The organism is Streptomyces sp. NPDC033165, from assembly GCF_055577965.1.
In genome coordinates, this window is record NZ_JBVIPK010000002.1 from 192,686 (window position 1) to 216,175 (window position 23,490).

Annotated in this window: 20 protein-coding genes and 3 pseudogenes; 11 read left to right on the forward strand and 12 right to left on the reverse strand. The window is 71.2% G+C overall.

Annotated elements, in window-relative coordinates; all coding sequences use genetic code 11:
• The first annotated feature begins 1 nt into the window (after position 1).
• The 4 genes from nuoL to recQ all read left to right on the forward strand — a co-directional run bounded on the left by nuoL (position 2) and on the right by recQ (position 7,373).
• Positions 2–1,897, forward strand: coding sequence for an NADH-quinone oxidoreductase subunit L (nuoL, locus tag ACZ5WC_RS05175; protein ID WP_468539561.1), 1,896 nt, complete (start codon positions 2–4; stop codon positions 1,895–1,897).
• Positions 1,898–1,901: 4 nt separating this feature from the next.
• The gene (locus tag ACZ5WC_RS05180) at positions 1,902–3,473 is read left to right on the forward strand and encodes an NADH-quinone oxidoreductase subunit M (RefSeq protein WP_468539562.1); all 1,572 of its coding nucleotides are present in this window, start codon (positions 1,902–1,904) and stop codon (positions 3,471–3,473) included.
• A complete protein-coding gene (gene nuoN, locus ACZ5WC_RS05185) occupies positions 3,470–5,134 on the forward strand; it encodes an NADH-quinone oxidoreductase subunit NuoN (protein ID WP_468539563.1) in 1,665 nt (554 codons plus the stop codon). The genes ACZ5WC_RS05180 and nuoN overlap by 4 nt, the downstream gene beginning before the upstream one ends.
• Positions 5,135–5,300: 166 nt before the next feature.
• On the forward strand, positions 5,301–7,373 hold the full coding sequence (recQ, locus tag ACZ5WC_RS05190; RefSeq protein WP_468539950.1) for a DNA helicase RecQ: 2,073 nt from the start codon (positions 5,301–5,303) through the stop codon (positions 7,371–7,373).
• Between the two features lie 76 nt (positions 7,374–7,449).
• Here recQ and ACZ5WC_RS05195 read toward each other — a convergent pair.
• The 6 genes and pseudogenes from ACZ5WC_RS05195 to ACZ5WC_RS05220 all read right to left on the reverse strand — a co-directional run.
• Positions 7,450–7,527 (reverse strand): annotated as a pseudogene (locus ACZ5WC_RS05195) (Uma2 family endonuclease); the annotation flags it as partial.
• Between the two features lie 131 nt (positions 7,528–7,658).
• Positions 7,659–8,021 (reverse strand): hypothetical protein, encoded by a 363-nt coding sequence (locus ACZ5WC_RS05200; protein WP_468539564.1) that lies wholly within the window; start codon positions 8,019–8,021, stop codon positions 7,659–7,661.
• 6 nt (positions 8,022–8,027) lie between these two features.
• Entirely contained in the window at positions 8,028–8,738 is a 711-nt protein-coding gene (locus tag ACZ5WC_RS05205) for a GOLPH3/VPS74 family protein (protein ID WP_468539565.1), read from the reverse strand.
• On the reverse strand, positions 8,735–9,964 hold the full coding sequence (fahA, locus tag ACZ5WC_RS05210) for a fumarylacetoacetase (RefSeq protein WP_468539566.1): 1,230 nt from the start codon (positions 9,962–9,964) through the stop codon (positions 8,735–8,737). Before fahA ends, ACZ5WC_RS05205 begins: the two co-directional genes overlap by 4 nt.
• Before the next feature lie 181 nt (positions 9,965–10,145).
• Positions 10,146–12,140, reverse strand: coding sequence for a CocE/NonD family hydrolase (locus ACZ5WC_RS05215; RefSeq protein WP_468539567.1), 1,995 nt, complete (start codon positions 12,138–12,140; stop codon positions 10,146–10,148).
• A gap of 189 nt (positions 12,141–12,329) precedes the next feature.
• Positions 12,330–13,829, reverse strand: a complete 1,500-nt coding sequence (locus ACZ5WC_RS05220) for a peptide MFS transporter (protein WP_468539951.1) — start codon at positions 13,827–13,829, stop codon at positions 12,330–12,332.
• A gap of 156 nt (positions 13,830–13,985) precedes the next feature.
• On the opposite strand from ACZ5WC_RS05220, the gene ACZ5WC_RS05225 reads away from it, so the two are divergent.
• The 5 genes from ACZ5WC_RS05225 to ACZ5WC_RS05245 all read left to right on the forward strand — a co-directional run bounded on the left by ACZ5WC_RS05225 (position 13,986) and on the right by ACZ5WC_RS05245 (position 19,540).
• A complete protein-coding gene (locus tag ACZ5WC_RS05225; protein ID WP_468539568.1) occupies positions 13,986–14,996 on the forward strand; it encodes a polyprenyl synthetase family protein in 1,011 nt (336 codons plus the stop codon).
• Between the two features lie 293 nt (positions 14,997–15,289).
• Complete coding sequence (locus tag ACZ5WC_RS05230) at positions 15,290–16,549, forward strand: LolA family protein (RefSeq protein ID WP_468539569.1); 1,260 nt, start codon at positions 15,290–15,292, stop codon at positions 16,547–16,549.
• Positions 16,550–16,760: 211 nt separating this feature from the next.
• Complete coding sequence (locus ACZ5WC_RS05235; protein ID WP_468539570.1) at positions 16,761–17,768, forward strand: ABC transporter ATP-binding protein; 1,008 nt, start codon at positions 16,761–16,763, stop codon at positions 17,766–17,768.
• Positions 17,755–18,699: an ABC transporter permease gene (locus ACZ5WC_RS05240; protein ID WP_468539571.1), complete on the forward strand. Its 945-nt coding sequence runs from the start codon at positions 17,755–17,757 to the stop codon at positions 18,697–18,699. Before ACZ5WC_RS05235 ends, ACZ5WC_RS05240 begins: the two co-directional genes overlap by 14 nt.
• Positions 18,700–18,949: 250 nt before the next feature.
• Entirely contained in the window at positions 18,950–19,540 is a 591-nt protein-coding gene (locus tag ACZ5WC_RS05245; protein ID WP_468539572.1) for a TetR/AcrR family transcriptional regulator, read from the forward strand.
• 107 nt (positions 19,541–19,647) lie between these two features.
• Here the strand turns inward: ACZ5WC_RS05245 and ACZ5WC_RS05250 are convergent, their stop codons facing one another.
• Complete coding sequence (locus ACZ5WC_RS05250; RefSeq protein ID WP_468539573.1) at positions 19,648–20,094, reverse strand: hypothetical protein; 447 nt, start codon at positions 20,092–20,094, stop codon at positions 19,648–19,650.
• A 42-nt stretch (positions 20,095–20,136) separates the two neighbouring features.
• Here ACZ5WC_RS05250 and ACZ5WC_RS05255 point away from each other — a divergent pair.
• Together ACZ5WC_RS05255 and ACZ5WC_RS05260 are read left to right on the forward strand one after the other, a co-directional pair.
• A pseudogene (locus ACZ5WC_RS05255) lies at positions 20,137–20,442 on the forward strand (nitrilase-related carbon-nitrogen hydrolase); the annotation flags it as partial.
• A 32-nt stretch (positions 20,443–20,474) separates the two neighbouring features.
• Positions 20,475–20,880 (forward strand): annotated as a pseudogene (locus ACZ5WC_RS05260) (SpoIIE family protein phosphatase); the annotation flags it as partial.
• A 118-nt stretch (positions 20,881–20,998) separates the two neighbouring features.
• Here the strand turns inward: ACZ5WC_RS05260 and ACZ5WC_RS05265 are convergent.
• The 5 genes from ACZ5WC_RS05265 to ACZ5WC_RS05285 all read right to left on the reverse strand — a co-directional run bounded on the left by ACZ5WC_RS05265 (position 20,999) and on the right by ACZ5WC_RS05285 (position 23,420).
• A complete protein-coding gene (locus ACZ5WC_RS05265; protein ID WP_468539574.1) occupies positions 20,999–21,805 on the reverse strand; it encodes an HAD family hydrolase in 807 nt (268 codons plus the stop codon).
• A gap of 70 nt (positions 21,806–21,875) precedes the next feature.
• Positions 21,876–22,097 (reverse strand): hypothetical protein, encoded by a 222-nt coding sequence (locus ACZ5WC_RS05270; RefSeq protein ID WP_468539575.1) that lies wholly within the window; start codon positions 22,095–22,097, stop codon positions 21,876–21,878.
• A gap of 47 nt (positions 22,098–22,144) precedes the next feature.
• Positions 22,145–22,354 (reverse strand): DUF397 domain-containing protein, encoded by a 210-nt coding sequence (locus ACZ5WC_RS05275; RefSeq protein ID WP_468539576.1) that lies wholly within the window; start codon positions 22,352–22,354, stop codon positions 22,145–22,147.
• Between the two features lie 23 nt (positions 22,355–22,377).
• Positions 22,378–22,587, reverse strand: a complete 210-nt coding sequence (locus tag ACZ5WC_RS05280) for a DUF397 domain-containing protein (RefSeq protein ID WP_468539577.1) — start codon at positions 22,585–22,587, stop codon at positions 22,378–22,380.
• Positions 22,584–23,420, reverse strand: a complete 837-nt coding sequence (locus tag ACZ5WC_RS05285) for a helix-turn-helix domain-containing protein (RefSeq protein ID WP_468539578.1) — start codon at positions 23,418–23,420, stop codon at positions 22,584–22,586. Before ACZ5WC_RS05285 ends, ACZ5WC_RS05280 begins: the two co-directional genes overlap by 4 nt.
• Between the last annotated feature and the right edge of the window lie 70 nt (positions 23,421–23,490).

Genomic DNA, 23,490 nt, shown 5'->3' on the forward strand with positions numbered 1-23,490 from the left:
CGTGGAGAACCTGATCGCGCTGCTCGTCGCGGCGCCCCTGCTCGGAGCGGCGGTCCTGCTCTGCGGCGGACGTCGACTGGACCGCACCGGCCACTGGCTCGGTACGGTGCTCGCCGCCGCCTCGTTCGTCATCGGCCTCGTGCTGTTCACCGACATGCTGGGGAAGGGCGCCGAGGACCGGGCCCTGCACCAGCACCTGTTCAGCTGGATTCCGGTGGAAGGCTTCCAGGCCGACATCGCCTTCCAGCTCGACCAGCTGTCGATGACGTTCGTCCTGCTCATCACCGGTGTGGGCACGCTGATCCACATCTACTCCATCGGCTACATGGAGCACGACGAGCGCAGGCGCCGCTTCTTCGGCTATCTCAACCTGTTCCTCGCGGCGATGCTGATCCTGGTCATCGCCGACAACTACCTGCTGCTGTACGTCGGGTGGGAGGGCGTCGGTCTGGCGTCGTTCCTGCTCATCGGCTTCTGGCAGCACAAGCCCACCGCGGCCACCGCCGCCAAGAAGGCCTTCCTGGTCAACCGGGTCGGCGACATGGGCCTGTCGATCGCCATCATGCTGATGTTCACCACCTTCGGCACCTTCGCCTTCGGGCCGGTGCTGGAGTCGGCGGGCGAGACGAGCCAGGGCAAGCTGACCGCCATCGGCCTGATGCTGCTGCTGGCCGCCTGCGGCAAGTCGGCCCAGGTGCCGTTGCAGTCCTGGCTGGGTGACGCGATGGAGGGCCCGACCCCGGTCTCGGCCCTCATCCACGCCGCGACCATGGTCACGGCCGGTGTCTATCTGATCGTCCGCTCCGGCGCGATCTTCAACGCCGCCCCGGACGCCCAGCTGGTCGTGGTCATCGTCGGCGCGGTCACGCTGATCTTCGGTGCGATCGTCGGTTGCGCGAAGGACGACATCAAGAAGGCCCTGGCGGGGTCCACGATGTCGCAGATCGGGTACATGATCCTGGCCGCGGGCCTCGGCCCCGTCGGCTACATCTTCGCGATCATGCACCTGGTGACGCACGGCTTCTTCAAGGCCGGGCTGTTCCTCGGCGCGGGCTCCGTGATGCACGGCATGAACGACGAGGTCGACATGCGCAAGTACGGCGGCCTGCGGAAGTACATGCCGGTCACCTTCGTCACCTTCGGCCTCGGCTATCTCGCCATCATCGGCTTCCCGGGCCTGTCCGGCTTCTTCTCCAAGGACAAGATCATCGAGGCGGCCTTCGCCAAGGGCGGTACCGAGGGCTGGATCCTCGGCTCGGTGGCCCTGCTGGGCGCCGCGATCACCGCGTTCTACATGACGCGCGTGATGCTGATGACGTTCTTCGGCGAGAAGCGCTGGCAGCCCGACGCGGAGGGCCGCGAGCCGCATCCGCACGAGTCCCCGAAGTCGATGACGATCCCGATGATCGTGCTGGCCTTCGGCTCGGTGTTCGCCGGCGGGTTCTTCGCCATCGGTGACCGGTTCGTCAACTGGCTGGAGCCGGTGACCGGTTACGACCACGGGCACTCCCCGCTCAGCGCGGCCACGGTCACCGGAGCCACCGTGGTGGCCCTCGTCGTCGGTGTCTCCATCGCCTGGACGATGTACGGGCGCAAGCCGGTCCCGGTGGTCGCTCCGCGCGGCTCGGTCCTCACCCGGGCCGCCCGGCGCGATCTCCTCCAGGACGACTTCAACCACGTGGTCCTGGTCCGCGGCGGCGAGCATCTCACCCGCTCGCTGGTGTACGTGGACCACTCCCTGGTCGACGGCGTCGTCAACGGCACGGCCGCATCGGTCGGCGGGCTCTCCGGACGGCTGCGCAAGCTCCAGAACGGCTTCGCCCGCACCTACGCGGTCTCGATGTTCGGCGGTGCGGCGGTCGTCATCGCCGCGACCCTGCTGATGAGGGCGGTCTGATCACATGTCCTTTCCCCTCCTGACCGCGACGGCGGCGCTCCCGGCGATCGGCGCGATCGCCACCGCCGCCGTCCCCGCCGCGCGGCGCACCGTGGCCAAATGGCTCGCGCTGCTCTTCTCGCTCGGCACGCTCGTCCTGGCGGGCGTCGTCTTCGCCCGCTTCGAACCGGGCGGCGACCGCTACCAGCTGACCGAATCCCGTGCCTGGATCGCCGACTTCGGCGTCCGCTACGAACTGGGCGTCGACGGCATCGGGGTGGCCCTCCTCGGTCTCACCGCACTGCTGATCCCGTTCGTCATCGCCGCGGGCTGGCACGACGCCGACCCCCTGGAGACGAAGTCCTCGCGCTGGCGTCCGACGCAGGGCTTCTTCGCCCTGATCCTCATGGTCGAGGCCATGGTGATCCTGTCGTTCCTCGCTACCGACGTCTTCCTCTTCTACATCCTGTTCGAAGCCATGCTCATCCCGATGTACTTCCTCATCGGCGGCTTCGGCGACCGGGCCCACGCGGGCACCGACGAGAACGCCGCGGCGCAGCGCTCGTACGCGGCGGTGAAGTTCCTCCTCTACAACCTGGCCGGCGGTCTGATCATGCTGGCCGCGGTCATCGGCCTGTATGTGGTCGCGGGCAGCTTCTCGCTCTCCGAGATCGCCGAGGCCCGCGCCAACGGCTCCCTGGAGATGGCGACCAGCACCGAGCGGTGGCTGTTCCTCGGCTTCTTCTTCGCGTTCGCGGTGAAGGCCCCGCTGTGGCCGCTGCACACCTGGCTGCCCAACGCGATGGGCGAGGCCACCGCCCCGGTCGCCGTGCTGATCACCGCGATCGTCGACAAGGTCGGCACCTTCGCGATGCTCCGCTTCTGCCTCGGGCTCTTCCCGGAGGCCAGCAAGTGGGCGACGCCGGTGATCATCGCCCTGGCGCTGGTCTCCATCGTGTACGGAGCGCTGCTCGCGGTCGGCCAGCGCGACATCAAGCGGCTCATCGCCTACGCCTCGATCTCGCACTTCGGCTTCATCATCATGGGCATCTTCGCGATGACCAGCCAGGGCCAGTCGGGCGCCACCCTCTACATGGTCAACCACGGGATCTCGACGGCCGCCCTGCTGCTGGTCGCCGGATTCCTCATCACCCGGCGCGGATCGCGGCTCATCGCGGACTACGGCGGAGTGCAGAAGGTCGCCCCCGTGCTGGCCGGGACGTTCCTCATCGGTGGGCTCGCCACCCTGTCACTGCCCGGACTCGCCCCGTTCGTCAGTGAGTTCCTGGTCCTGGTCGGCACGTTCAGCGTGTATCCGGTGGCCGGCATCATCGCCACCTCCGGCATCGTGCTCGCCGCGCTCTACGTCCTGGTCCTCTACCAGCGCACGATGACCGGGCCGGTGCAGGAACCGGTCCGGGGCATGCCGGACCTCAAGGCCCGGGAGCTGGTGGTGGCGGTTCCGCTGATCGCCGTGCTGATCTTCCTGGGCGTCTTCCCGAAGCCGCTCACCGAGGTCGTCAACCCGGCAGTGGAGCACACCATGTCCGACGTACAGAAGAAGGACCCCCAGCCCGAGGTGGAGGCCGCCAAGTGAGCGCAACAGCTGTCCACAGTCTGTGGACGACGGCGAGCGGGGTGACCTCGGCGGCGCCCGGCGACTCGTTCGCGGCGCCGAAGATCGAGTACACCCAGCTGATGCCCGTCCTGATCATCGTGGGCGTCGCCGTCGTCGGCATCCTGGTGGAGGCCTTCGTGCCGCGCCGGGCCCGCTACCACACCCAGCTCTTCCTGACGGTGACGGCGATCGCCGCCTCGTTCGCCGCGATCGTCGGCCTCGCGGCCGGGGGCTACGGCACCACGAAGGCCCAGATCTCAGCCATGGGCGCCATCGCGATCGACGGTCCCACCCTGTTCCTCCAGGGCACCATTCTCCTGGTCGCCATGGTGGCGGTCTTCACCTTCGCCGAACGGCGGCTCGACCCCACCACCCACGGCAACCGGGTGGACTCCTTCGCTGCCCAGCCCGGAGCCGTGCCGGGCAGCGACAGCGAGAAGGCCGCCGTACGGGCCGGGTTCGCCACCACCGAGGTCTTCCCGCTCCTCCTCTTCTCGGTGGCGGGTCTGCTGGTCTTCCCGGCCGCCAACGACCTGCTGACGCTGTTCATCGCGCTCGAAGTCTTCTCGCTCCCGCTCTACCTCCTGTGCGCCGTCGCCCGCCGCAAGCGGCTGATGTCGCAGGAGGCGGCCGTGAAGTACTTCCTGCTCGGCGCGTTCTCCTCGGCGTTCCTGCTCTTCGGGATCGCCCTCCTCTACGGCTACGCGGGCTCCCTCTCGTACGCCACCATCGCCAACGTCGTCGACGGCTCGGTCCTGGAGATCGACCCGGCCCTCGCCGACACCATGGGCAACGACGCGCTGCTGCTCATCGGCGGCGCGATGATCCTGACCGGCCTGCTCTTCAAGGTCGGCGCGGTCCCGTTCCACATGTGGACCCCCGACGTCTACCAGGGCGCCCCGACCCCGGTCACCGGGTTCATGGCCGCCGCCACGAAGGTCGCCGCGTTCGGCGCCCTGCTGCGCCTGCTGTACGTGGCGCTGCCGGGCCTCACCTGGGACCTGCGTCCCGTCCTGTGGGCGGTGGCGATCGTCACGATGCTGGGCGGCGCGATCGTCGCGATCACTCAGACCGACATCAAGCGGCTGCTGGCCTACTCCTCGATCGCGCACGCGGGGTTCATCCTCGCGGGTGTCATCGCGGCCAGCCCGGAGGGCATCTCCTCGGTGCTCTTCTACCTCGCGGCGTACTCCTTCGTGACGGTGGGCGCGTTCGCCGTGGTCACGCTGGTCCGGGACGCGGGCGGAGAGGCCACGCACCTGTCGAAGTGGGCCGGGCTCGGACGCCGTTCACCGCTGGTCGCGGCGGTCTTCGCGGTGTTCCTGCTGGCCTTCGCCGGGATTCCGCTGACCTCCGGGTTCTCGGGGAAGTTCGCGGTGTTCAAGGCGGCTGCCGAGGGTGGCGCGGGCGGACTGGTCGTCGTCGGTGTGCTCTCGTCGGCGGTCGCGGCGTTCTTCTACATCCGCGTGATCGTCCTGATGTTCTTCAGCGAACCGAAGGCGGACGGCCCCACGGTCGCCGTCCCGTCGCCGCTGACCATGACGACGATCGCGGTCGGTGTCGCCGTCACCCTGGTGCTGGGCCTGGCCCCGCAGTATTTCCTGGACCTGGCGAGCCAGGCGGGGGTCTTCGTGCGGTAGCCCGCGCACGGCACGCACAGCAGGTACGACGACAACGCCGGACGGTCCGTTTTCCACAGACCGTCCGGCGTTGTCGTAGGAGCCGCCTATCGTGGACGGGGACGAGAGCAGGACGGGCGGGGCCGGATGCGCGGCTCCCCGGGGGGACAGAGCATTGGGCGTGAGCATGGATGTGACCGGGACGGTGACCGAGACCCCTGCGGGCGACGAGAGCGAGGCACTGCGGACACTGCACCGCGTCTTCGGGTACGAGTCGTTCCGCGGCGAGCAGGGTGCGGTCATCGAGCATGTGGTGGCGGGCGGCGATGCCGTCGTGCTCATGCCGACCGGTGGCGGAAAGTCGCTCTGCTACCAGATCCCGTCCCTGGTCCGCCGCGGCACGGGCGTCGTGGTCTCCCCGCTGATCGCGCTCATGCAGGACCAGGTCGATGCCCTGAGGGCGCTCGGCGTCCGGGCCGGGTTCATGAACTCCACGCAGGACTTCGACGAGCGCCGCTCGATGGAGGCCCAGTTCCTCGCGGGCGAGCTGGACGTGCTCTACCTGGCGCCCGAGCGGCTGCGTCTGGACGCCACCCTCTCCCTGCTGGCCCGGGGCGAGATCTCCGTCTTCGCGATCGACGAGGCGCACTGCGTCGCCCAGTGGGGCCACGACTTCCGCCCCGACTACCTGGCCCTGTCCGTGCTCGGCGAGCGCTGGCCGGACGTCCCGCGCATCGCCCTGACGGCGACCGCGACCAACGCCACGCACGAGGAGATCACCCGCCGCCTCGGCATGCCGGACGCGAAGCACTTCGTCGCCAGCTTCGACCGGCCGAACATCCAGTACCGGATCGTGCCGAAGTCCGACCCGAAGAAGCAGCTGCTCACCTTCCTCAAGGAGGAGCACGCCGGGGACGCGGGCATCGTCTACTGCCTCTCGCGCAACTCCACCGAGAAGATCGCGGAGTATCTCTGCCGCAACGGCATCCAGGCCGTGCCGTATCACGCGGGCCTGGACGCCGGGACGCGCGCGACCCACCAGGCGCGGTTCCTCCGGGAGGAGGGCCTCGTCGTCGTCGCGACGATCGCCTTCGGCATGGGGATCGACAAGCCGGACGTCCGTTTCGTCGCCCACCTCGACCTCCCCAAGTCCGTCGAGGGCTATTACCAGGAGACCGGCCGCGCGGGCCGCGACGGGGAGCCGTCGACGGCCTGGATGGCGTACGGACTCCAGGACGTCGTCCAGCAGCGCAAGCTGATCCAGGGCGGGGAGGGCGACGAGGCGTTCCGCCGCCGGGCGTCCTCGCACCTGGACTCGATGCTGGCCCTGTGCGAGACGGTCCAGTGCCGCCGGGTCCAGCTGCTCACCTACTTCGGCCAGGAGCCCACGGCCGCCGCCTGCGGCAACTGCGACACCTGCCTCAGCCCGCCGGAGACCTGGGACGGCACGGTCGTCTCGCAGAAGCTGCTCTCCACGGTGGTCCGGCTGAAGCGCGAACGGAACCAGAAGTTCGGCGCGGGCCAGATCATCGACATCCTGCTGGGCCGCAAGACGGCCAAGGTCATCCAGTTCGACCACGACCAGCTCTCCGTCTTCGGCATCGGCGAGGAGCTGGCCGAGGCGGAGTGGCGCGGTGTGGTCCGCCAGTTGCTGGCACAGGGGCTGCTCGCGGTCGAGGGGGAGTACGGCACGCTGGTCCTCACCGAGGAGAGCGCGAGCGTCCTGGGCCGGGAGCGGGAAGTACTGCTCCGCAAGGAGCCGAAGAAGCCGACGTCCCGTTCGTCGTCCTCGGCCGGTGGGGCCAAGGGGGCCAAGGGCAAGGCGGCGGCCGCCGACCTCCCGCCGTCCGCCGTCCCGGTCTTCGAGGCGCTGCGCGCCTGGCGCGGGGCGACGGCGAAGGAGCAGGGCGTCCCGGCGTACGTGATCTTCCACGACGCGACGCTGCGGGAGATCGCGACCGTCCACCCCACGACGATCGGGGAGCTGGGGGGCATCAGCGGCCTGGGCGAGAAGAAGCTCGCGACGTACGGGGAGGGAGTGCTGGAGGTCCTGGCGGAGACGTCTCCGGGGCCGGTCGCGGAGGCTTCGGCAGCCGTCGGAACTTCCGCGCCACGACCGGCGACGCCTCCTGCTCCGGCAGCCCGTCCGGCGGTGACCCCGGCGACCCCGGCGACCCCGGTCCGTGCGAAGGCGCCCGCGGCCCCGCAGTACAGCGACCCCGAGTTCGCCTGGGACGAGGAACCGCCCGAGTACGAGTGAGTCGCGTACCGGGCGGCGGGGGCGGCGGGTCCTACTCCGGGTTCGCCGCCCGGCGGCGGGCCGTGACGGCGGTCAGGTCCAGGTCATCGGCGGTCCAGCCGCCCTCGGGCCGGACCGCCCACCGCGGCTCGGAGGCCTCGGGCTCGATGCTCATCATTGCTCCCAGGGGGAGGAGTCTCGCGGGCCCGACCAGGGTATCCGGCGGGAACCGGATACCGGTGCCGCGAACGTGCGAGCGGGCCTCGCGCGGGTGACGGGCTGGTCAGGGGCGTGCCCCCGGCGGCCTCAGCCCTGAGAGGGGCCCAGCCGACGGGTGTTGCTGCGGCCGCAGGCCAGGCACACCAGCCAGTCCAGCCGTTCGCCGTCCCGCTCGAACGGTTCGCCCACCACGTTGGCCGCCTCCTCGCCGCAGAACACGCAGTCCGCCCAGTCGTCCCGGAGCCGCCGCATGGTCCGCAGCGGTCCGCCGTCGGCGTTCCGCACGCCCACCCAGGGACAGGAGGCGCACTCCCACCACAGCTCGTACCGGCGGCGACGGTTCGCGGGCAGGGCCTGCACCGGGCGGTTGCCGCAGGCCGGGCAGTCCGGGCAGGCCGGGCAGGCCTGGTGGGCCAGGTGGGCCGAGTCCGTCGGCGTGGGTTCGGGCATGGTCCCTCAGTCCCCGCCTCCGCCACACCCGCCGCCGCCCCCGCCGTCGCTCCAGCCCCCGCCGTCACCGCTTCCGCTGTTGGAGCGGTCCTGCTTGACGTTGCGGTAGACCGCCAGGGCGGTCCACTGGGCGCGGAGCAGGAGCTTCATCGTGGCCCGGCTTCCGTGGCCCTGGGCGCTCAGGGTGGTGGCGAGGCCGGTCGCGGCGGCCAGCGCTGCCAGGATGCGGCTGCGCTGGTCAGGGAAGCCGTAGGCCTCGGCGTGCTGGAAGCGCCGGAGGGTTGCCGCGCGCAGGTCCGGGTGGACCGGGAAGTAGCGCTGGTAGGGGAACAGGCCGAGGAAGCGGTGGGTCTCCCGGCTCAGGAGGCCGCGCTGGACCAGGGCGTCCAGGTGGTTCTCCTCCGCGTACTGCGCGTGCTGCCGTACCCAGCGCTTGGCGTTGGTCCCGGAGCGGAAGCGGCTCTTGCTCGGCGGGTCCAGCGTGCGCAGCAGGGAGGCGAGCAGCGGGTCGGCCGGGTCCAGGGGGTTGACCACCTGGACCCGGCCGCGCTCCTCGCGTATCCGCCCCTGGAGCTCCAGCTCGGCCAAGACCGCGCCGGCCGTGGCGTAACGCAGGTAGTCGCGGGCGCAGAGCGGCTTGCCGCGCTGGGGGTCCAGCGCGAGCAGCAGCATCTCCTCGGGCAGTGTCAGGGCGGGGGAGGGGGCGGGGGAGCTCATGGCGCGGTGACGATCCTTCCGGTCACGTCGCCGAGGCCCACGCGGGTGCCGTGCGGGCCGGGAGCCCAGGCCGTCAGGGTGACCGTGTCGCCGTCCTCCAGGAACGTCCGCTTGCCCTCGGGGAGTTCCAGGGCGTCGCGGCCGTTCCAGGTGAGCTCCAGCAGCGAGCCGCGCTGGGTGGGCTCGGGGCCGCTGACCGTGCCGGAGCCGTACAGGTCGCCGGTGCGCAGCGACGCGCCGTTGACCGTCATATGGGCGAGCTGCTGGGCGGCCGTCCAGTACATCGAGGCGAACGGCGGCTCGGCGACGACCTGGCCATTGATCTCCACGGAGATCCGGATGTCGAAGCCGCCCGGCTCCTCGTCCGCGGAGTCGTCGAGGTAGGGGAGGAGGGGGAAGTCCCGGGCCGGGGGCGCGGTGCGGGCCGCGTCCAGGGCCTCCAGCGGGGTGACCCAGGCGGAGACGGAGGTGGCGAAGGACTTGCCGAGGAACGGGCCGAGCGGCACGTACTCCCAGGCCTGGAGGTCGCGCGCGGACCAGTCGTTGAGGAGGAAGAGCCCGAAGACGTGCTCGCGGAAGTCGGCGAGCGGGACGGGAGTGCCGTGGGCGGAGGGGACACCGACGACGAAGCCGACCTCGGCCTCGATGTCCAGCTTCACCGAGGGCCCGAAGACGGGCGCCGGGTCGGTGGGGGCCTTGCGCTGGCCGCTGGGGCGCGCCACGTCCGTGCCGGAGACCACGACGGTGCCGGAGCGGCCGTGGTAACCGATCGGCAGGTGCTTCCAGTTGGGGGTGAGTGCGTCGCCGTCCGGCCGGAAGATCTTTCCGACGTTGGTGGCGTGGTGCTCGCTGGCGTAGAAGTCGACGTAGTCCGCGACCTCGTACGGCAGGTGCAGGGTCACCGCGTCCACCGGGTGCAGCAGCGGTTCGATGTCCGCGCGGTGGGCGGGGACCGTCAGCCAGGCGGTGAGCGCGCGGCGTACGTCCCGCCAGGCGGTGCGGCCCGCCGCGAGCAGCGGTGTCAGGCTCGGCTGGGCGAGCAGCCCCGCGTACGGGGAGCCCAGCGCGTGGGCGGCGGCCCCGGCGTCCAGGACGTGGTTGCCGATGCGGACGCCGACCCGGCGGTCCTCGGGGTGGTCGGGGGTGGAGAACACACCGTACGGAAGGTTGTGCGGGCCGAAGGGGTCGCCCTCGGCCAGATCGAGCGGGCTGCTCTGCTCGGGCATGTGGTGCTGCCTCGCTTTCCAGGTCGCGTTGAGGACACGTTACGTCGGTGCTCCTACCCAGCGGCAGTGCCCTGACTATCCCCAACTGCGTGCATTGCCCGGAAAGTTCGTAGGGTTCCCGGGGTTTCGTTCCCGGGTCCCCCGGAAATCCGGGGGACCCGGGAACGAAACACGGCCCCGCTCAGCCCGCCGTGCGCGGAATCCGCTTCTCCCAGGTGCGGTGGAAGACGATCTCGTCGCCGTCCTTGCAGACCGCCTCGCTGGAGGTGATGAAGTCGTGGTCGTCGGCGGTGATCTCCGAGCGCGTCTCGATCTTCACGTCCCAGGCCGTCTCCGGCCGGTGCAGCCGGATCGTCCAGTCGGACCGGGTCCGAGGGGACAGCGGGTCGTCCTGCTGGACCGTGTACACCTCCAGAGCGTCCTCGGTGAATTCGAGGCCGTCGGGGTAGACCCGCGTACCGCCGTAGCGGGGGTCGACCTCCAGCCGCCATTCGCCCTTGGCGACATCGCGGACGACGAGGCGTTCGGGGCGCGGCTCCTCCAGGGTGTCGGGGTGGACCACGCCGAGCGGTTCGGACTGTTCCGGTTCGCCGAAGCTGATGGCCGGGTCCTCGGTGTGACGGCGCACCGGCAGTTCGACGAAGCTGCCGTCCGCGTCGAGGGTGAACCCCGCCGAGCCGGCCTGCGGCCAGATCCAGGGCCAGTACGAGGAGGAGATCGCGAGCCGGATGCGGTGGCCGGGCGGGAAGGTGTGCCCGATGCCGTTGAGGTCGAAGACCACGTCCTCGGTCTCTCCCGGCGGCCAGTCGTCGGCGCGGTCGCGGCCGTGCCGGGCGGCGAGGTTGAGGGCGCCCCGGGTGACGAGTGTGGAGGAGCCGTCGGGGGCCACGTCGCAGAGGCGGGCGATGGCCTGGCCGCGCGGCACGTCCATCCGGATGCGGAGCTTCACCCGGGGGCGGCCGAGGATCTCGATCGGCGCGTCGGCGACCGGGAACTCGAACGACACCGACTTCGCGTCCTCGTCGCGCTGGTCCGGTGGCAGGTCCGCGTCGTTGCCGAACGGGAAGAAGCGGCCCGCGTCAAGGCCGGTCTGCTGCGGCGAGGCGACGATCCGCTCGCCGCCCTGGAGGGCGTACGCCACCGGGGTCACGTTCTCCGACGGCCAGGAGGCGTCACCGACCCAGCGGCCCGGCAGCGACTCGTACACGGTGGCGGGCGGGTGCGAGCCGCTGATCCAGGACCGCAGCAGCGGCTCCGCCATCACCCCGGTCTCCTTGCCCTTGAGGTGCTGGTCCCACCAGCGCAGGGTCTCCTGGAGAAAGCCGATCCCCGGCCCCGGCGGCAGCCCCCGGTCGGGGTACTGGTGCGACCACGGCCCGATGATTCCGCGCACCCGCTCCGGGGCGAGGTGCTGGACGAGGCGCAGGACGGTGTCGCGGTACGGGTCGTGCCAGCCGCCGACCGCGAGGACCTTCGCCTTGATCGCCCCGTAGTCCTCGCAGACGCTGCCGTGCTTCCAGTAGTCGTCGCGGCTCTGGTGGGCCAGCCAGGTGTGGATGAAGGGGTCGACGGCCTCCAGCCGCTTCAGCCACATCTCCTTCCAGCCGTCTCCGACCTGCGCCGGGTCCGGCGGGCGGCAGACGAAGGCGAGCATGGTGGCGGCCCAGGCGTGCATGTCCACGGCCAGGACGGAGCCGCCCATGTAGTGGACGTCGTTGTCGTAGCGGTCGTCGGCCGAGCAGACGGTGACGATCGCCTTCAGCGGCTCCGGGGCGAGGGCCGCGATCTGGAGCGAGTTGAAGCCGCCCCAGGAGATCCCGAACATCCCGACCCGGCCGGAGCACCACTCCTGCTGGGCCAGCCAGTGGACGACGGCGACTCCGTCCTCCAGCTCCTGGGCGTCGTACTCGTCGCCCGGCAGCCCCTCGCTGTTGCCGTGACCGCGTACGTCGACCCGTACGGAGGCGTAGCCGTGGCCCGCGTACCAGGGGTGACGCTGCCAGTCGCGGGGGGCGGTCCAGTCGCTGAGCCGGTAGGGCAGGTACTCCAGCAGGGCGGGGACCGGTTCGTCGGTCAGCGGGCGCCAGATCCGGGCGTAGAGCCGGGTGCCGTCGGACAGCGGGATGTACACGTCCTCGTGGGTCGTCTCGTACGGGAACTCGGTCGTGATGTTCATGGGTCACCTCGATGTACGACGACGCGGGGCGGAGGAGTGGCCGAGGGGCGGTCGGTGGGCTGGTCGGTGGGGCGGGGTGCTCGGACGATGTACGGGTCGGTGGGCGGGTGCTCGGACGGTGTACGGGTCGGTGGGAGGGTGCTCGGACGGTGTACGGGTCGGTGGCCGGGTGCTCGGACGGCGTACGGGTCAGTGGACGGGGTGCATCGTGCGCTTCAGCCAGGGCGCGGCGACGATCATCGCGACCCCGGCCGCCACCGCGATCGCCCCGTTGACGCCGAAGTACGCGGGGTTGGAGACCTGGCCGTACAACTTCACGATCTGGGCCTGGATGCCGTTGGCCAGGGCGAGGGAGAGGAACCACAGCGCCATCGTCTGGCTGGCGAACGCCTTCGGGGCGAGCTTGGTGGTGGCGGACATGCCGGAGGTCTCCAGCAGGATGTCGCCGAGGCCGAGCAGCAGATACGAGCCGACGATCCACCAGGCCGCCATCCGGTACACGTCGTCCGCGTGGCCGGAGGTGGGCAGGACCATCAGCAGGAAGGAGAGCCCGCCGAGGATCACGCCGAACGCGATCTTGTTGGAGGCGTGCGGCTGGCGGGGGCCCATCCTGACCCAGACGGCGGCGACCACCGGAGCGAGTGCCACCTCGAAGGCGCCGAGCGCGGAGGCGTACCAGCTGGCGGGGAAGTGGAAGCCGAAGATCTCGGTCCGGGCGTTGGCGGACGCGAGCAGCATCATCGTCGAGTACGCCTGGAAGAGGATGAAGTTGAAGACGACGGACCCGAGGAAGAGGACGACGTACGGGCGGAGTCTGCCGCGCTCCTCGGCGGTGACCCGGGGGGAGCGGAACATCACCACGAAGTAGACGACCGGCGCGATCACCGAGATGGCGGTGAGGACGTCGACGAACCGGTCCATCGTGAGCCAGCCGGCCAGGGCCAGCGCGGTGGCCAGGACGGCGGCCACCACAGCCCCGCCGATGATCATCCGCACCGCGCGGCGCATCGCGTCGGGGGCCAGCGCGAATTCGGCGGCGTGCTTACGCCCGGCCAGGTGACGGCGGCCCGCGACGTACTGGATCAGGCCGAAGGTCATCCCGATCGCGGCGGCCGAGAAGCCCCAGTGCCAGCTCCAGTTCTCGCCGAGCCAGCCGGTGATCAGCGGTCCGGCGAAGGCGCCGACGTTGATGCCCATGTAGTAGAGGGCGAAGCCGGCGTCGCGCCGCTCGTCCTCGGTGCGGTAGAGCTTGCCGACCATGGAGGCGACATTGGGCTTGAGCAGGCCCGTTCCGGCGCTGATCAGGCCGAGGCCCACCCAGGTCATCGCGTCGGTGGGCACGGCCATCGAGTAGTGGCCGCAGGCGATGAGGACGCCGCCGTACAGGACGGCCCGGTACGAGCCGAGAATCCGGTCGGCCAGCCAGCCGCCCGCGACCGAGACCAGATAGACCAGGGTCCCGTACGCGGCCGACACGGAGGCGGCGGTGCCGGGGTTCATGTCCATGCCGCCGTTCGCCACCGAGTCGGCGAAGAACAGCACCAGGATCGCCTGCATGCCGAGGAACGAGAACCGCTCCCAGACCTCCAGGCCGGACAACGTCATCAGGCCCCGCGGCTGCCCGAAGAAGGCATGATCGTCTTCGGGTGGCGGCTTGGCCTGCTCGGTGCCGGCGGCGGTGTGGGACAAGGCGGACACTCCCGATCGTATGAGCTGATCACGAACATACCGGCGGTCGCGGGAAGCCGCCCACGGTGATCCAAAGGGGACCGGATACGCTGAGTTGAATGAAGACAGCGACACATCGACATTGCGTGTGATCGTCAGCAGACAGGAGATGCCCTCGTGACCGTCGTCGGGCCGTTCGGACTGCACGTGCGGGACCAGGCTCTTGAGGCCGATGTCCAGTCGGGCCTGGCCGCTGTCGAGGCGGGGCTGCTCGAAGCCACCAAGAGTGATGTGCCCTTCATTACGGAGGCCGCCCAGCACCTGGTGCGGGCGGGGGGTAAGCGCTTCCGCCCGTTGCTGGTCATGCTCGCGTCACAGTTCGGTGACCCGGACGCCCCGGGCGTCGTGCCCTCGGCCGTCGTCGTCGAGCTGACGCACCTGGCCACGCTGTACCACGACGACGTGATGGACGAGGCGGACGTGCGGCGCGGGGTGCCCAGCGCCAACACCCGCTGGGGCAACTCGGTGGCCGTCCTCACCGGCGACTTCCTGTTCGCCCGCGCCTCCCACATCCTGGCCGACCTCGGCCCCGAGGCGGTCCGCATCCAGGCGGAGGCCTTCGAGCGGCTCGTCACCGGCCAGATCCTGGAGACCGCGGGCCCGCGCGACGGCCGCGACCCGGTCGACCACTACCTGGACGTCCTCAGCGGCAAGACCGGTTCGCTGGTCGCCGTCTCCGGCCGGTTCGGCGCGATGATGTCCGGGGCGGACGAGCGGACCGTGGACATCCTCACGCAGTACGGGGAGCGGCTCGGCATCGCCTTCCAGCTCGCCGACGACGTCCTCGACATCGCATCGGACTCCCACGAGTCCGGCAAGACCCCCGGAACCGACCTGCGCGAGGGCATCCCGACCCTCCCGGTCCTGCGGCTGCGCGCTCAGGCCGCCGAGGACGGCAAGCCCGACGACCTGGAGCTCGTCCAGCTGCTCGACGGCGACCTGAGCGACGACGCCGTCCTCGCCGAGGCGCTGCGCCGACTGCGCGCCCACCCGGCGCTGGACCAGGCCCGCAAGGACACCGTGCGTTACGCCCAGGAGGCGCGCGCCACGCTGGCGCCGCTGCCCGAGGGGTACGCGAAGTCCGCGCTGGAGGAGCTGTGCGACGCGGTGGTCCACCGGGCGGGCTGAGTCCGGTGCTGTGTGACGTCGGCGCGGGCTGAGTCCGGTGCTGTGTGACGTCGGCGCGGGCTGAGTCCGGTGCTGTGCGACATCGGCGCAGGCTGAGGCCGCGCTGTGCACCACCGACGCAGGCTGACGTGGTGTCACCCGGCGGCCTACCCCTACTGGATGACTTAGGCGACCCGTCCGGTTGTCATACCGGAGCAGTAGGCGGAGTTGATCCCGCGGGCTGACGCTTCGGCCCGTCCGTTTTGGTCAGATGGATACCAACGGAAGCCGCCGACCACGGAGGTAGGGCACACATGGCACCGAACGACAGCGCAGAGACCACCGGCGCAGAGACCACCGGCGGGGCCACGGGCACTGTCGTGGGCCGCCGGAAGGCGGCGCGCTACATCGTCCCCGTCGCGGTCGCGGGGGTGGCGGCCGCGACCATCGGACTCGTCCCGGCCCTCGCGAACTCCGGCGACCCCGATCTGCCGAAGATCACCGCGCAGGAGCTCATCGAGAAGATCGCCGCTTCCGACGAGGAGCGGCTCTCCGGCACGTTCAAGATCAGCACCGACCTGGGCCTGCCCCTCGACGGCCTCGCGGGCTCGCTCGTACCGGGCGGGGCCGACGGCTCCGGCGAAGGCAAGGACGGCGGGGCTGCCGCGCCGCAGGACAAGCTCATGGAGCTGACGTCCGGCACGCACACGCTGCGGGTCGCCGCCGACGGCCCGGAGAAGCAGAAGCTGTCCATCCTCGGAAACGCGTCCGAATACAGCGTCATCCACAATCAGGGTGAGGTCTGGGCGTACGACAGCAAGTCCGACGAGGTCTACCACGCCGAGGCCCCCGAGGGCCGGGGCGGCGGCAAGGAGGCCCCTGAGGCTCCCAAGGGCGCACCGGCCACCCCGAAGGACTTCGCCGAGCAGGCGCTCAAGGCGGCCGGGGACACCACCTCGGTCACCGTCGACGGCACGGCGCAGGTCGCCGGGCGGGACGCGTACCAGCTGCTGATCAAGCCGAAGCAGTCCGGTTCGACGATCGGCTCGGTCCGTATCGCCGTGGACGCCGAGAACGGCGTACCGCTGAAGTTCACCCTGTCCGCGGCGAGCGGCGGCAAGGCCGTGGTCGACGCCGGGTTCACCAAGGTCGACTTCTCCAGGCCCGCCGCGTCCACGTTCGACTTCACCCCGCCGAAGGGCGCCAAGGTCACCGAGGCCGACGAACTGGAGACCGGCAAGGACGAGCGGGGCCTGGCGCAGAAGCCGCTCCCCGGACAGCTCGCCGAACTGGACGGCTTCGAGGGCGTCAACGTCATCGGCAAGGGCTGGACCTCGATCGCCGAGATCAAGGTTCCCGGCGGCAAGGGCCTCCCCGCAGCGGGCTCGGGCGACGTCCCGGCCGAGGCGCAGGGCATCCTCGACGCGCTCGGCGACAAGGTCACCGGAAAGTTCGGTTCGGGCACGGTCTTCAAGACGCGCCTCGTCAACGCCCTGCTGACGGACGACGGCAGGGTATATGTCGGAGCGGTGACGAAGGACGCGCTGGTGCGCGCCGCCGACGCCGCGAAGTAAGGCCGCCGCCGGGAAGTAGGAACGCCGGGAGGACCGGAGGGCCGGAGGGTCTGAGGGCCGGGAGGACCGGAGGGTCTGAGGGCCTGCCGACCTTCCGGGTCCTGCCGACCTTCCGAGGTCCTGACGGCCACGACGGTTCTGACGGCCAGGCGGTCAGGACCTCGGAGGCGCGCCGCGTACGGAGAGCGGGAGACGGGAGAGGTGTGACCGGATGACGTCGACAGGGACAGCCGCCTCGCGCGAGGCGGCCCCGAACGGCAGCACCGCCCCCGCTCCCGCCCCCGACGCCGTCATCCGGACCCGGGGCCTGACCAAGCGCTATCGCGGCGGTCAGCCGGCCGTGGACGGCCTCGACCTCACCGTGCCCGGCGGCAGCGTCTTCGGCTTCCTCGGCCCCAACGGCTCCGGGAAGACCACGACGATCCGGATGCTGATGGGTCTCATCGACCCGACGTCCGGCACCGCCGAGGTGCTCGGCAGCCCCATGCCGGGGGCCGCCCGTACAGTGCTGCCGCAGGTCGGCGCGTTGATCGAGGGGCCCGCGCTGTACGGGTTCCTGAGCGGCCGGGACAACCTCCTGCGGTACGACCGGGCCGACCCCACCGCCGACCCGCGCACCCGCCGGGCCCGCGTCGACCACGCCCTGGAACGGGTCGGGCTCGCCGCCGCCTCCGGCAAGAAGGCCAAGGTGTACTCCCTCGGCATGAAGCAGCGCCTCGGGCTGGCCGCGGCCCTGCTCCGGCCGCGCAGGCTGCTCGTCCTGGACGAACCGACCAACGGCCTCGACCCGCAGGGCATGCGCGAGATCCGTTCCCTCGTACGGGAGCTGGCGGCCGAGGGCACCACGGTCTTCCTCTCTTCCCACCTGCTGGACGAGATCGAGCAGGTCTGTACGCATGCCGCGGTGATGGCCCGGGGCCGGTTGATCGTCCAGGGCCCGGTCGCCGACCTTGCCGCGACCGCCCGGGGCCGGCTCACCGTCGTGACCCCGGACCTGGCCGCCGCCGCCCGCATCCTGAAGGCGCACGGACTCACGGGCCTGAGCGCCGACGGCGATCGCCTGACCGCCGACGCGCCGCCCCCTGCCGTGGACCTCGCCGACCTCAACGCGGCGCTGGTGAGCGGCGGGGTGCGGGTGCGGTTCTTCGGCGTCGAGCGGGGCTCGCTGGAGGACGCCTTCGTCGCGCTCACGGGAGAGGGATTCGATGTCGCAGGCTGAGCAGGTCACGGCTACAGGAAGCGCGGGCCGACCGGAGGCCCCGACCCGCCCCCGTAACCCGTTGTGGACCCCGACCCGCCCCCGTAACCCGCTGTGGGCCCTGGGCCTCCTCCGGTCCGAGCTCACCACCCTGTTCCGCCGCCACCGGACGTTCGCCCTGCTGGGTGTTCTTGCCGCCGTCCCCGCCCTCATCGGGATCGCGGTCCGTATCGAGACGGGCGGCGGCGGTGGAGGGGCGGGCGGAACGGAGGGAGGGGCGGGTCCGGCGTTCCTCGCCCAGGTCACCAACAACGGCCTCTTCCTGGTCTTCGCCTCCCTCGCCGCGACCCTGCCGGTGTTCCTCCCGATGGCCGTCGGCGTCGTGGCGGGCGATGCGATCGCGGGCGAGGCGAGCAGCGGCACCCTGCGCTACCTGCTGGTCGCCCCGGCGGGCCGGACCCGGCTGCTCCTCGCCAAGTACGCCTCCGTCCTGACGTTCTGCCTGGTGGCGACCCTGGTCGTGGCCGCTTCGGCGCTGGCGGTGGGGGCGCTGTTGTTCCCGGTGGGGGAGGTGACCACGATCTCCGGGACGAGAATCAGCTTCGGCGAGGGACTGGTGCGGGCCGGGCTGACAGCGGCCGTCGTCGCGCTCTCGCTGACCGGGTTCGCGGCGCTCGGGCTGTTCGTCTCGACGCTGACGGGCAGCGGGATCGGGGCGATGGCGGCCACGGTGGGGCTGCTGATCACGGTGCAGATCCTGGACAGCATCCCGCAGCTGAGCGGGGTCCACGCCTATCTGTTCCCGCACTACTGGATGTCCTTCGCCGACGTCCTGCGCGAACCGGTCCACTGGGACGACCTGGTCAAGAACTTCCAGTTGCAGGGGCTGTACGTGGCGGTGTTCGGTTCGGCCGCCTGGGCCCGCTTCACGGCCAAGGACATCACGGCCTGAACGGCAGGGCTTGCCTGAACGGTGGGGCTTGAGCGGGGTTCCCTGGCCGGATCGGATCGGTGGCGAGTCGTCCGTGCCGTCGGCCGGGCGAGCCGTCCCCCGATCGGCTCGTCGCGGCACGAACGGCACGAACGGTGCTAAGAAAGGGAACAACACGACACGGTACGTTCCGTTTCCGCTTGGGTTATGTTCGGTCCTTGGCGACGAGCTGTCAACAAGAGATTGGCTGAATCCCCCCTATGCTCACCGAATGATCACATCGCCGAGCAGTGTGCGCCGCAGCGAACGGTCACGTCGCGCGATCCTGCAAGCCGCCCTCGACCTCTGTACCGAGCGGGGGTACGGGCACGTCACGATAGAGGCCATCGCGGCCCGTGCCGGGGTCAGCAAGAAGACGATCTACCGCTGGTGGCCGTCGAAGGGAGCCGTCCTGCTGGAGGCGTTCACCGACGCCCTGGTCGACGCCACGCCGTTCGTGGACACCGGCGACATCGGAGCCGATCTGCGTACGCATATGGCGGGTGCGGTGAACCTGCTCTCCGTCCCGCCGTTCGGCCCCGCCTACGCGGGCATCCTCTCGGAGCTGCACCACGACGACGTCCTCGCGCGGACCCTGCGGGAACAGCTGGTCGACCCGCGCGTCGAGGAGGCGGTGGGCCGACTGCGCAGCGCCCAGGAGGCGGGCCAGATCCCGCCCGGCGCGGATCTGCCGCTGGCCGTGGAGATGCTGTACGGCCCCCTCTACTACCGCCATGTGCTGCGCAAGCCGGCCCAGGACGAGGAGACGATCGCCGCCCTCGTGGCCCACGTGCTGCGGGCGCTGGGGGCGCCGGGGTACTGAGACCGGCCCCCGGCTCCCGGCCCCCGCCCCTGGCCCCGGAGCGGGGCGGAGCGGGGAGGGGCGGGGCGGGGGTGGCCCCCTCGGGCCCTACGGAAAGCACTCCAGGATCAGCGGCAGGTCCGCCAGCCACTCCTGGAGCCGGGCCCGTCCAGCCACTCCTGGAGCCGGGCCCGTCGGTGGGCGGTGAGCAGGCACGAGTGGGCGGTGCCGTTGCGCAGGTGCACGGTGACCCCGAGGTGCTTGGGGCCCTGGGCCGCGTAGGTGACCGTGCTGATCTCGGCCCAGCCGTACTGCGTCTCCGCGCCTGCCGGGCCGAGTGTGACGCCTGCGGCGTCGACGAGGAGCGAGCTGTCCCGACCGACGGCCACGAAGGCGAGGTCCGCTTCGGCCGACGCGTCGTCCACGTAGGCCGTAGCCAGCCAGGGCACGGCCGCCGTCGGGCCGGCGTCGACGACCGGGGCGGTGTGGAAGCCGCCCACGCTGCGCGCGGCGTCGACCTCGGCACGGAACCGCTCCCGGAAGTGCGGGTCGCTCGCGAGCTCCTGACGCGCCACCTTCACGGCCACCGCCCGCCCACCGCGCGAGCGCGCCAGATACACGACAGCCACTTCCCCGAGCTGTCCGCGCGGGCGGCTGCGGACGGCTGCCAGGTCTATCTGGCCTCCGCGCTGTACGGGACAGGGGGCGGCGTCGCGCAGCGGGCGACCATCTACCCCCGCACGGCCGAGGGGACCGGCCTCTTCGTCGCCCTCGCCAACCACGTGGGCCCTTCCGGCCCGTGGACCGGCTGCGGCCGGGCCGCGATCTGGGCCCCGGGCGGCGAACTCCTCGCCGAGGCGGACGACCGTACGCCGATGCTGGTCACGGCCGAGGTCGGTGGGCCCGGGGTACCGACCCCCTGATACCCGGGCTTCCGCTGTTGCCCGAGGTCAGCCCCGTCGGCGACGCCCTCCACAGCGATCCCCTGACCGCCAGCCGCGTGTACGGGGCCTACGACCCGTTCCCGCGCACCTGCACCGTCGCCCGGGCCGGGCACCCCGCGCCGCTGGTCGTCGGCCCCGACGGAACGGCGCTCCCCCTCGACGTACCGGAAGGGCCGAGCCTCTTCTCCGACGACACCGCCCCCTTCGCGCCCGGCACCGTCACCCTCGACGAAGGCGACATCCTGGCGTTCCGCACCGCCGAACTGCTGCCCGACGAGCCCGCCGGGCGCCGCATCACGCACCTCCTGGCCGAGCAGCGCGGCCGGGACCTCCAGCACCTGAGCGACGAGACCGTCTACGGGCTTCCGGACCACATCCGCTCCGCCGGGCGCGGCGCTGCTTCTGGCCCGTACGGGTGGGAACTCGGCACGGTCCGGGCGGCAAGGCGCTCTGGACCGAACAGGAACTGGCGGGTGGCGAGACGCGCGGTTGAGCGGTTGAGCCCACCGCCGAACGCGGGGGCGCGGCGGTGCGCTCAGCCGAACAGCCGCTCCAGGACCACAGCGACGCCGTCCTCCGCGTTGGACAGCGTGACCTCGTCGGCCGCCGCGCGCAGTTGCGGGTGGGCGTTGCCCATCGCCACCCGGAGGCCCGAGCCGCCGAACATCGGGAGGTCGTTGGGCATGTCCCCGAACGCGACCGTGCCCTTGGCCCCGACCCCCAGCAGCTCGGCGGCCAGCGCGAGCCCGGTGCCCTTGTCCACCCCGCGCGGCGCCAGCTCCACCGTGCCGGGCCCCGCCATGGTGACCGTCGCCAGCTCGCCCACGGCCCCGCGCGCGGCGGCCGCCAGCGCGTCGTCGCCGAGCTCCGGGTGGCGGACGAGCACCTTGATGACCGGCCGCTCCCACAGGGCGTCGCGGGAGTCGACGCGTACGGCGGGAAGCGCCGGGTTCGGCATCCGGTACCCGGCCTCGACCAGGGTCACGCCGTCCACCCCGTCCTGGTCCACGGCGGCGAACACCGCCCCGACCTCCGCCTCGATCTTGCCCAGCGCGGTGTCGGCGGACTCGCGGTCCAGGGTGACGGACCGCAGCAGGCGCGCGCTGTCGGCGTCGTACAGCTGGGTGCCCTGCCCGCAGACGACGGGCCCGGTGTACGCCAGGTCCGCGAGCAGCGTCCGTATGCCGGGAACGGGCCGCCCGGTGGCGATCAGATGCCGGGCGCCTGCGGCGGCGGCAAGGCCGAGCGCGGCGCGGGAGCGGGCGCTCACGGTGTTGTCCGGACGCAGCAGGGTGCCGTCCAGGTCGGTGGCGACGAGGGCGTAGGCGGGGGGCGTGGGCATGGGCCCCAGCCTAGAAGGCCCCGGACGGCCGCTTGCGCGCCAGGGGGTGGGCCGGGTAAGCGGCCCGCTGTCATGAGGGGGCCTGCCGGGCGGGGCAGGGCAGATCGGGGGCGGGGCGGTTCGGGGAACAGGTCACCAGGGCGAGGGAGCGGAAGACAGTGCCCTTCAGGTAGTGGCCGAGCGACACGTCCCCGCCCTCCGCGAGCCGCTCGACCGCTGCCCTGACGAGCAGCGCCAGCCTCGCCCCGTCCCGATCCTGCGCGGAGGCGAACCGGGCCGGGAACGCGGTCACGGCCTCTCGGTAGCGGTCGTGCACGGTGGGGCGGTTGCTGGGACGGCTCAGACGGTGCCGAAGTCTCCGGCCCGGACGCCTGCCACGAAGCTGGTGAACGCGGTGGCGGGGACGTTGAGGACCGGGCCGCTCGTGTTCTTGGAGTCGCGGACGGGGACGATGCCGTGCGGGGTGGCGAGGTTGGTGGCGACCTCGACGCACGCGCCGCCGTTGTTGCTGTACGAGGACGTGAACCAACGGGGGGTCTCGGTTGTCACGGGGTGTCCCTTCGGCGGAGCGGCTACGGGTACTGCAACTCTCCGGACTTGATACCCGCCACGAACGTGGTGAACGCGTCGGCCTGCAAGGTCAGCGCGGGGCCGCTCGTGTTCTTGGAGTCGCGGACGGGGACGATGCCGTGCGGGGCGGCGAGGTTGGTGGCGACCTCGACGCACGCGCCGCCGTTTTCGCTGTACGAGGACGTGAACCAACGGGGGGTCTCGGTTGTCACGGGGTGCCCTTTCGCAACTGCCTGAACATGTCTACGGACGCGGCCTGGGAGGGCGCTACCGCCTGCATCTGATGGTAGGCCGTCAGATGCGGCACCACCGAGCCACTTTCGCGCTCCAGGTAGCCCTGTTGCGCGGACTCCGCGTATGACATGAGCGAACGGTCGGGCATGGTCAGGATGTAGATCGGCAGGCTGAACGGGCGGTGCTCACCCATGGTGAACGGCACCACCTGCAACACCGTGTTGGGCTGCTCGGCGAACTCGATCAGACGGTCCATCTGCGCCTTCATGACCTCCGGTCCGCCGACCGGCCTGCGGATGCAGCTCTCGTCCAGCAACGCGAAGACCAGCGGCGGCTTCTCCCGGACCAGGGCCGCCTGACGTTCCGCGACCAGTGCGACGCGCTCCTGTGCCTGGTCCGCGGTGATCGCCTGCCGCCTGACCGCGCTGTCCGCCAGGACCGTGGCGTACTCCGGGGTCTGGAGCAGGCCCGGGATGACGCCGACCTCGTACAGCCGGATCTCCGCCGCCCGGCGCTCGTAGCCGAGGAACTCGGGGAAGCCCTCCAGCAGGCTGCCGTGCTTGATCTGGCCCAGCTCGCGCTCGAAGGACGCCTCGGTCCCGGTGAGCCCCAGCGCCCGGTCCGTACTACGCGAAAAGCGCAAGGTCGCGAGTTTGCGACCAGTTTCCACCGAGGAGATGTGTGTGCTGGAGTAGCCGTTCCGGTCCCCCAGCTCCTCCTGTGTCCAGCTCCGCTGCTCCCGCAAGCCGCGCAGACGTGCGCCGTAGGCCGCCTGCGCGGAGCTCTCCGGGTTTAACTCCTTGACGTTCACGGACCTCGCCCCCGATCTTCCATGCCGAATAGGCAAGTTGAATGGTTTCCAACGGTAGGCCACGCTGAAT

Excerpts from the sequence above, each read along its gene's own strand:
- ACZ5WC_RS05230 (WP_468539569.1), top strand. The coding sequence starts at position 15,290 with ATGGCACCGAACGACAGCGCAGAGACCACCGGCGCAGAGACCACCGGC.
- ACZ5WC_RS05245 (WP_468539572.1), top strand. The coding sequence starts at position 18,950 with ATGATCACATCGCCGAGCAGTGTGCGCCGCAGCGAACGGTCACGTCGC.
- ACZ5WC_RS05215 (WP_468539567.1), bottom strand. The coding sequence starts at position 12,140 with ATGAACATCACGACCGAGTTCCCGTACGAGACGACCCACGAGGACGTG.
- fahA (WP_468539566.1), bottom strand. The coding sequence starts at position 9,964 with ATGCCCGAGCAGAGCAGCCCGCTCGATCTGGCCGAGGGCGACCCCTTC.
- ACZ5WC_RS05180 (WP_468539562.1), top strand. The coding sequence starts at position 1,902 with ATGTCCTTTCCCCTCCTGACCGCGACGGCGGCGCTCCCGGCGATCGGC.
- ACZ5WC_RS05265 (WP_468539574.1), bottom strand. The coding sequence starts at position 21,805 with ATGCCCACGCCCCCCGCCTACGCCCTCGTCGCCACCGACCTGGACGGC.
- recQ (WP_468539950.1), top strand. The coding sequence starts at position 5,301 with ATGGATGTGACCGGGACGGTGACCGAGACCCCTGCGGGCGACGAGAGC.
- ACZ5WC_RS05205 (WP_468539565.1), bottom strand. The coding sequence starts at position 8,738 with ATGAGCTCCCCCGCCCCCTCCCCCGCCCTGACACTGCCCGAGGAGATG.
- ACZ5WC_RS05200 (WP_468539564.1), bottom strand. The coding sequence starts at position 8,021 with ATGCCCGAACCCACGCCGACGGACTCGGCCCACCTGGCCCACCAGGCC.
- ACZ5WC_RS05235 (WP_468539570.1), top strand. The coding sequence starts at position 16,761 with ATGACGTCGACAGGGACAGCCGCCTCGCGCGAGGCGGCCCCGAACGGC.
- ACZ5WC_RS05240 (WP_468539571.1), top strand. The coding sequence starts at position 17,755 with ATGTCGCAGGCTGAGCAGGTCACGGCTACAGGAAGCGCGGGCCGACCG.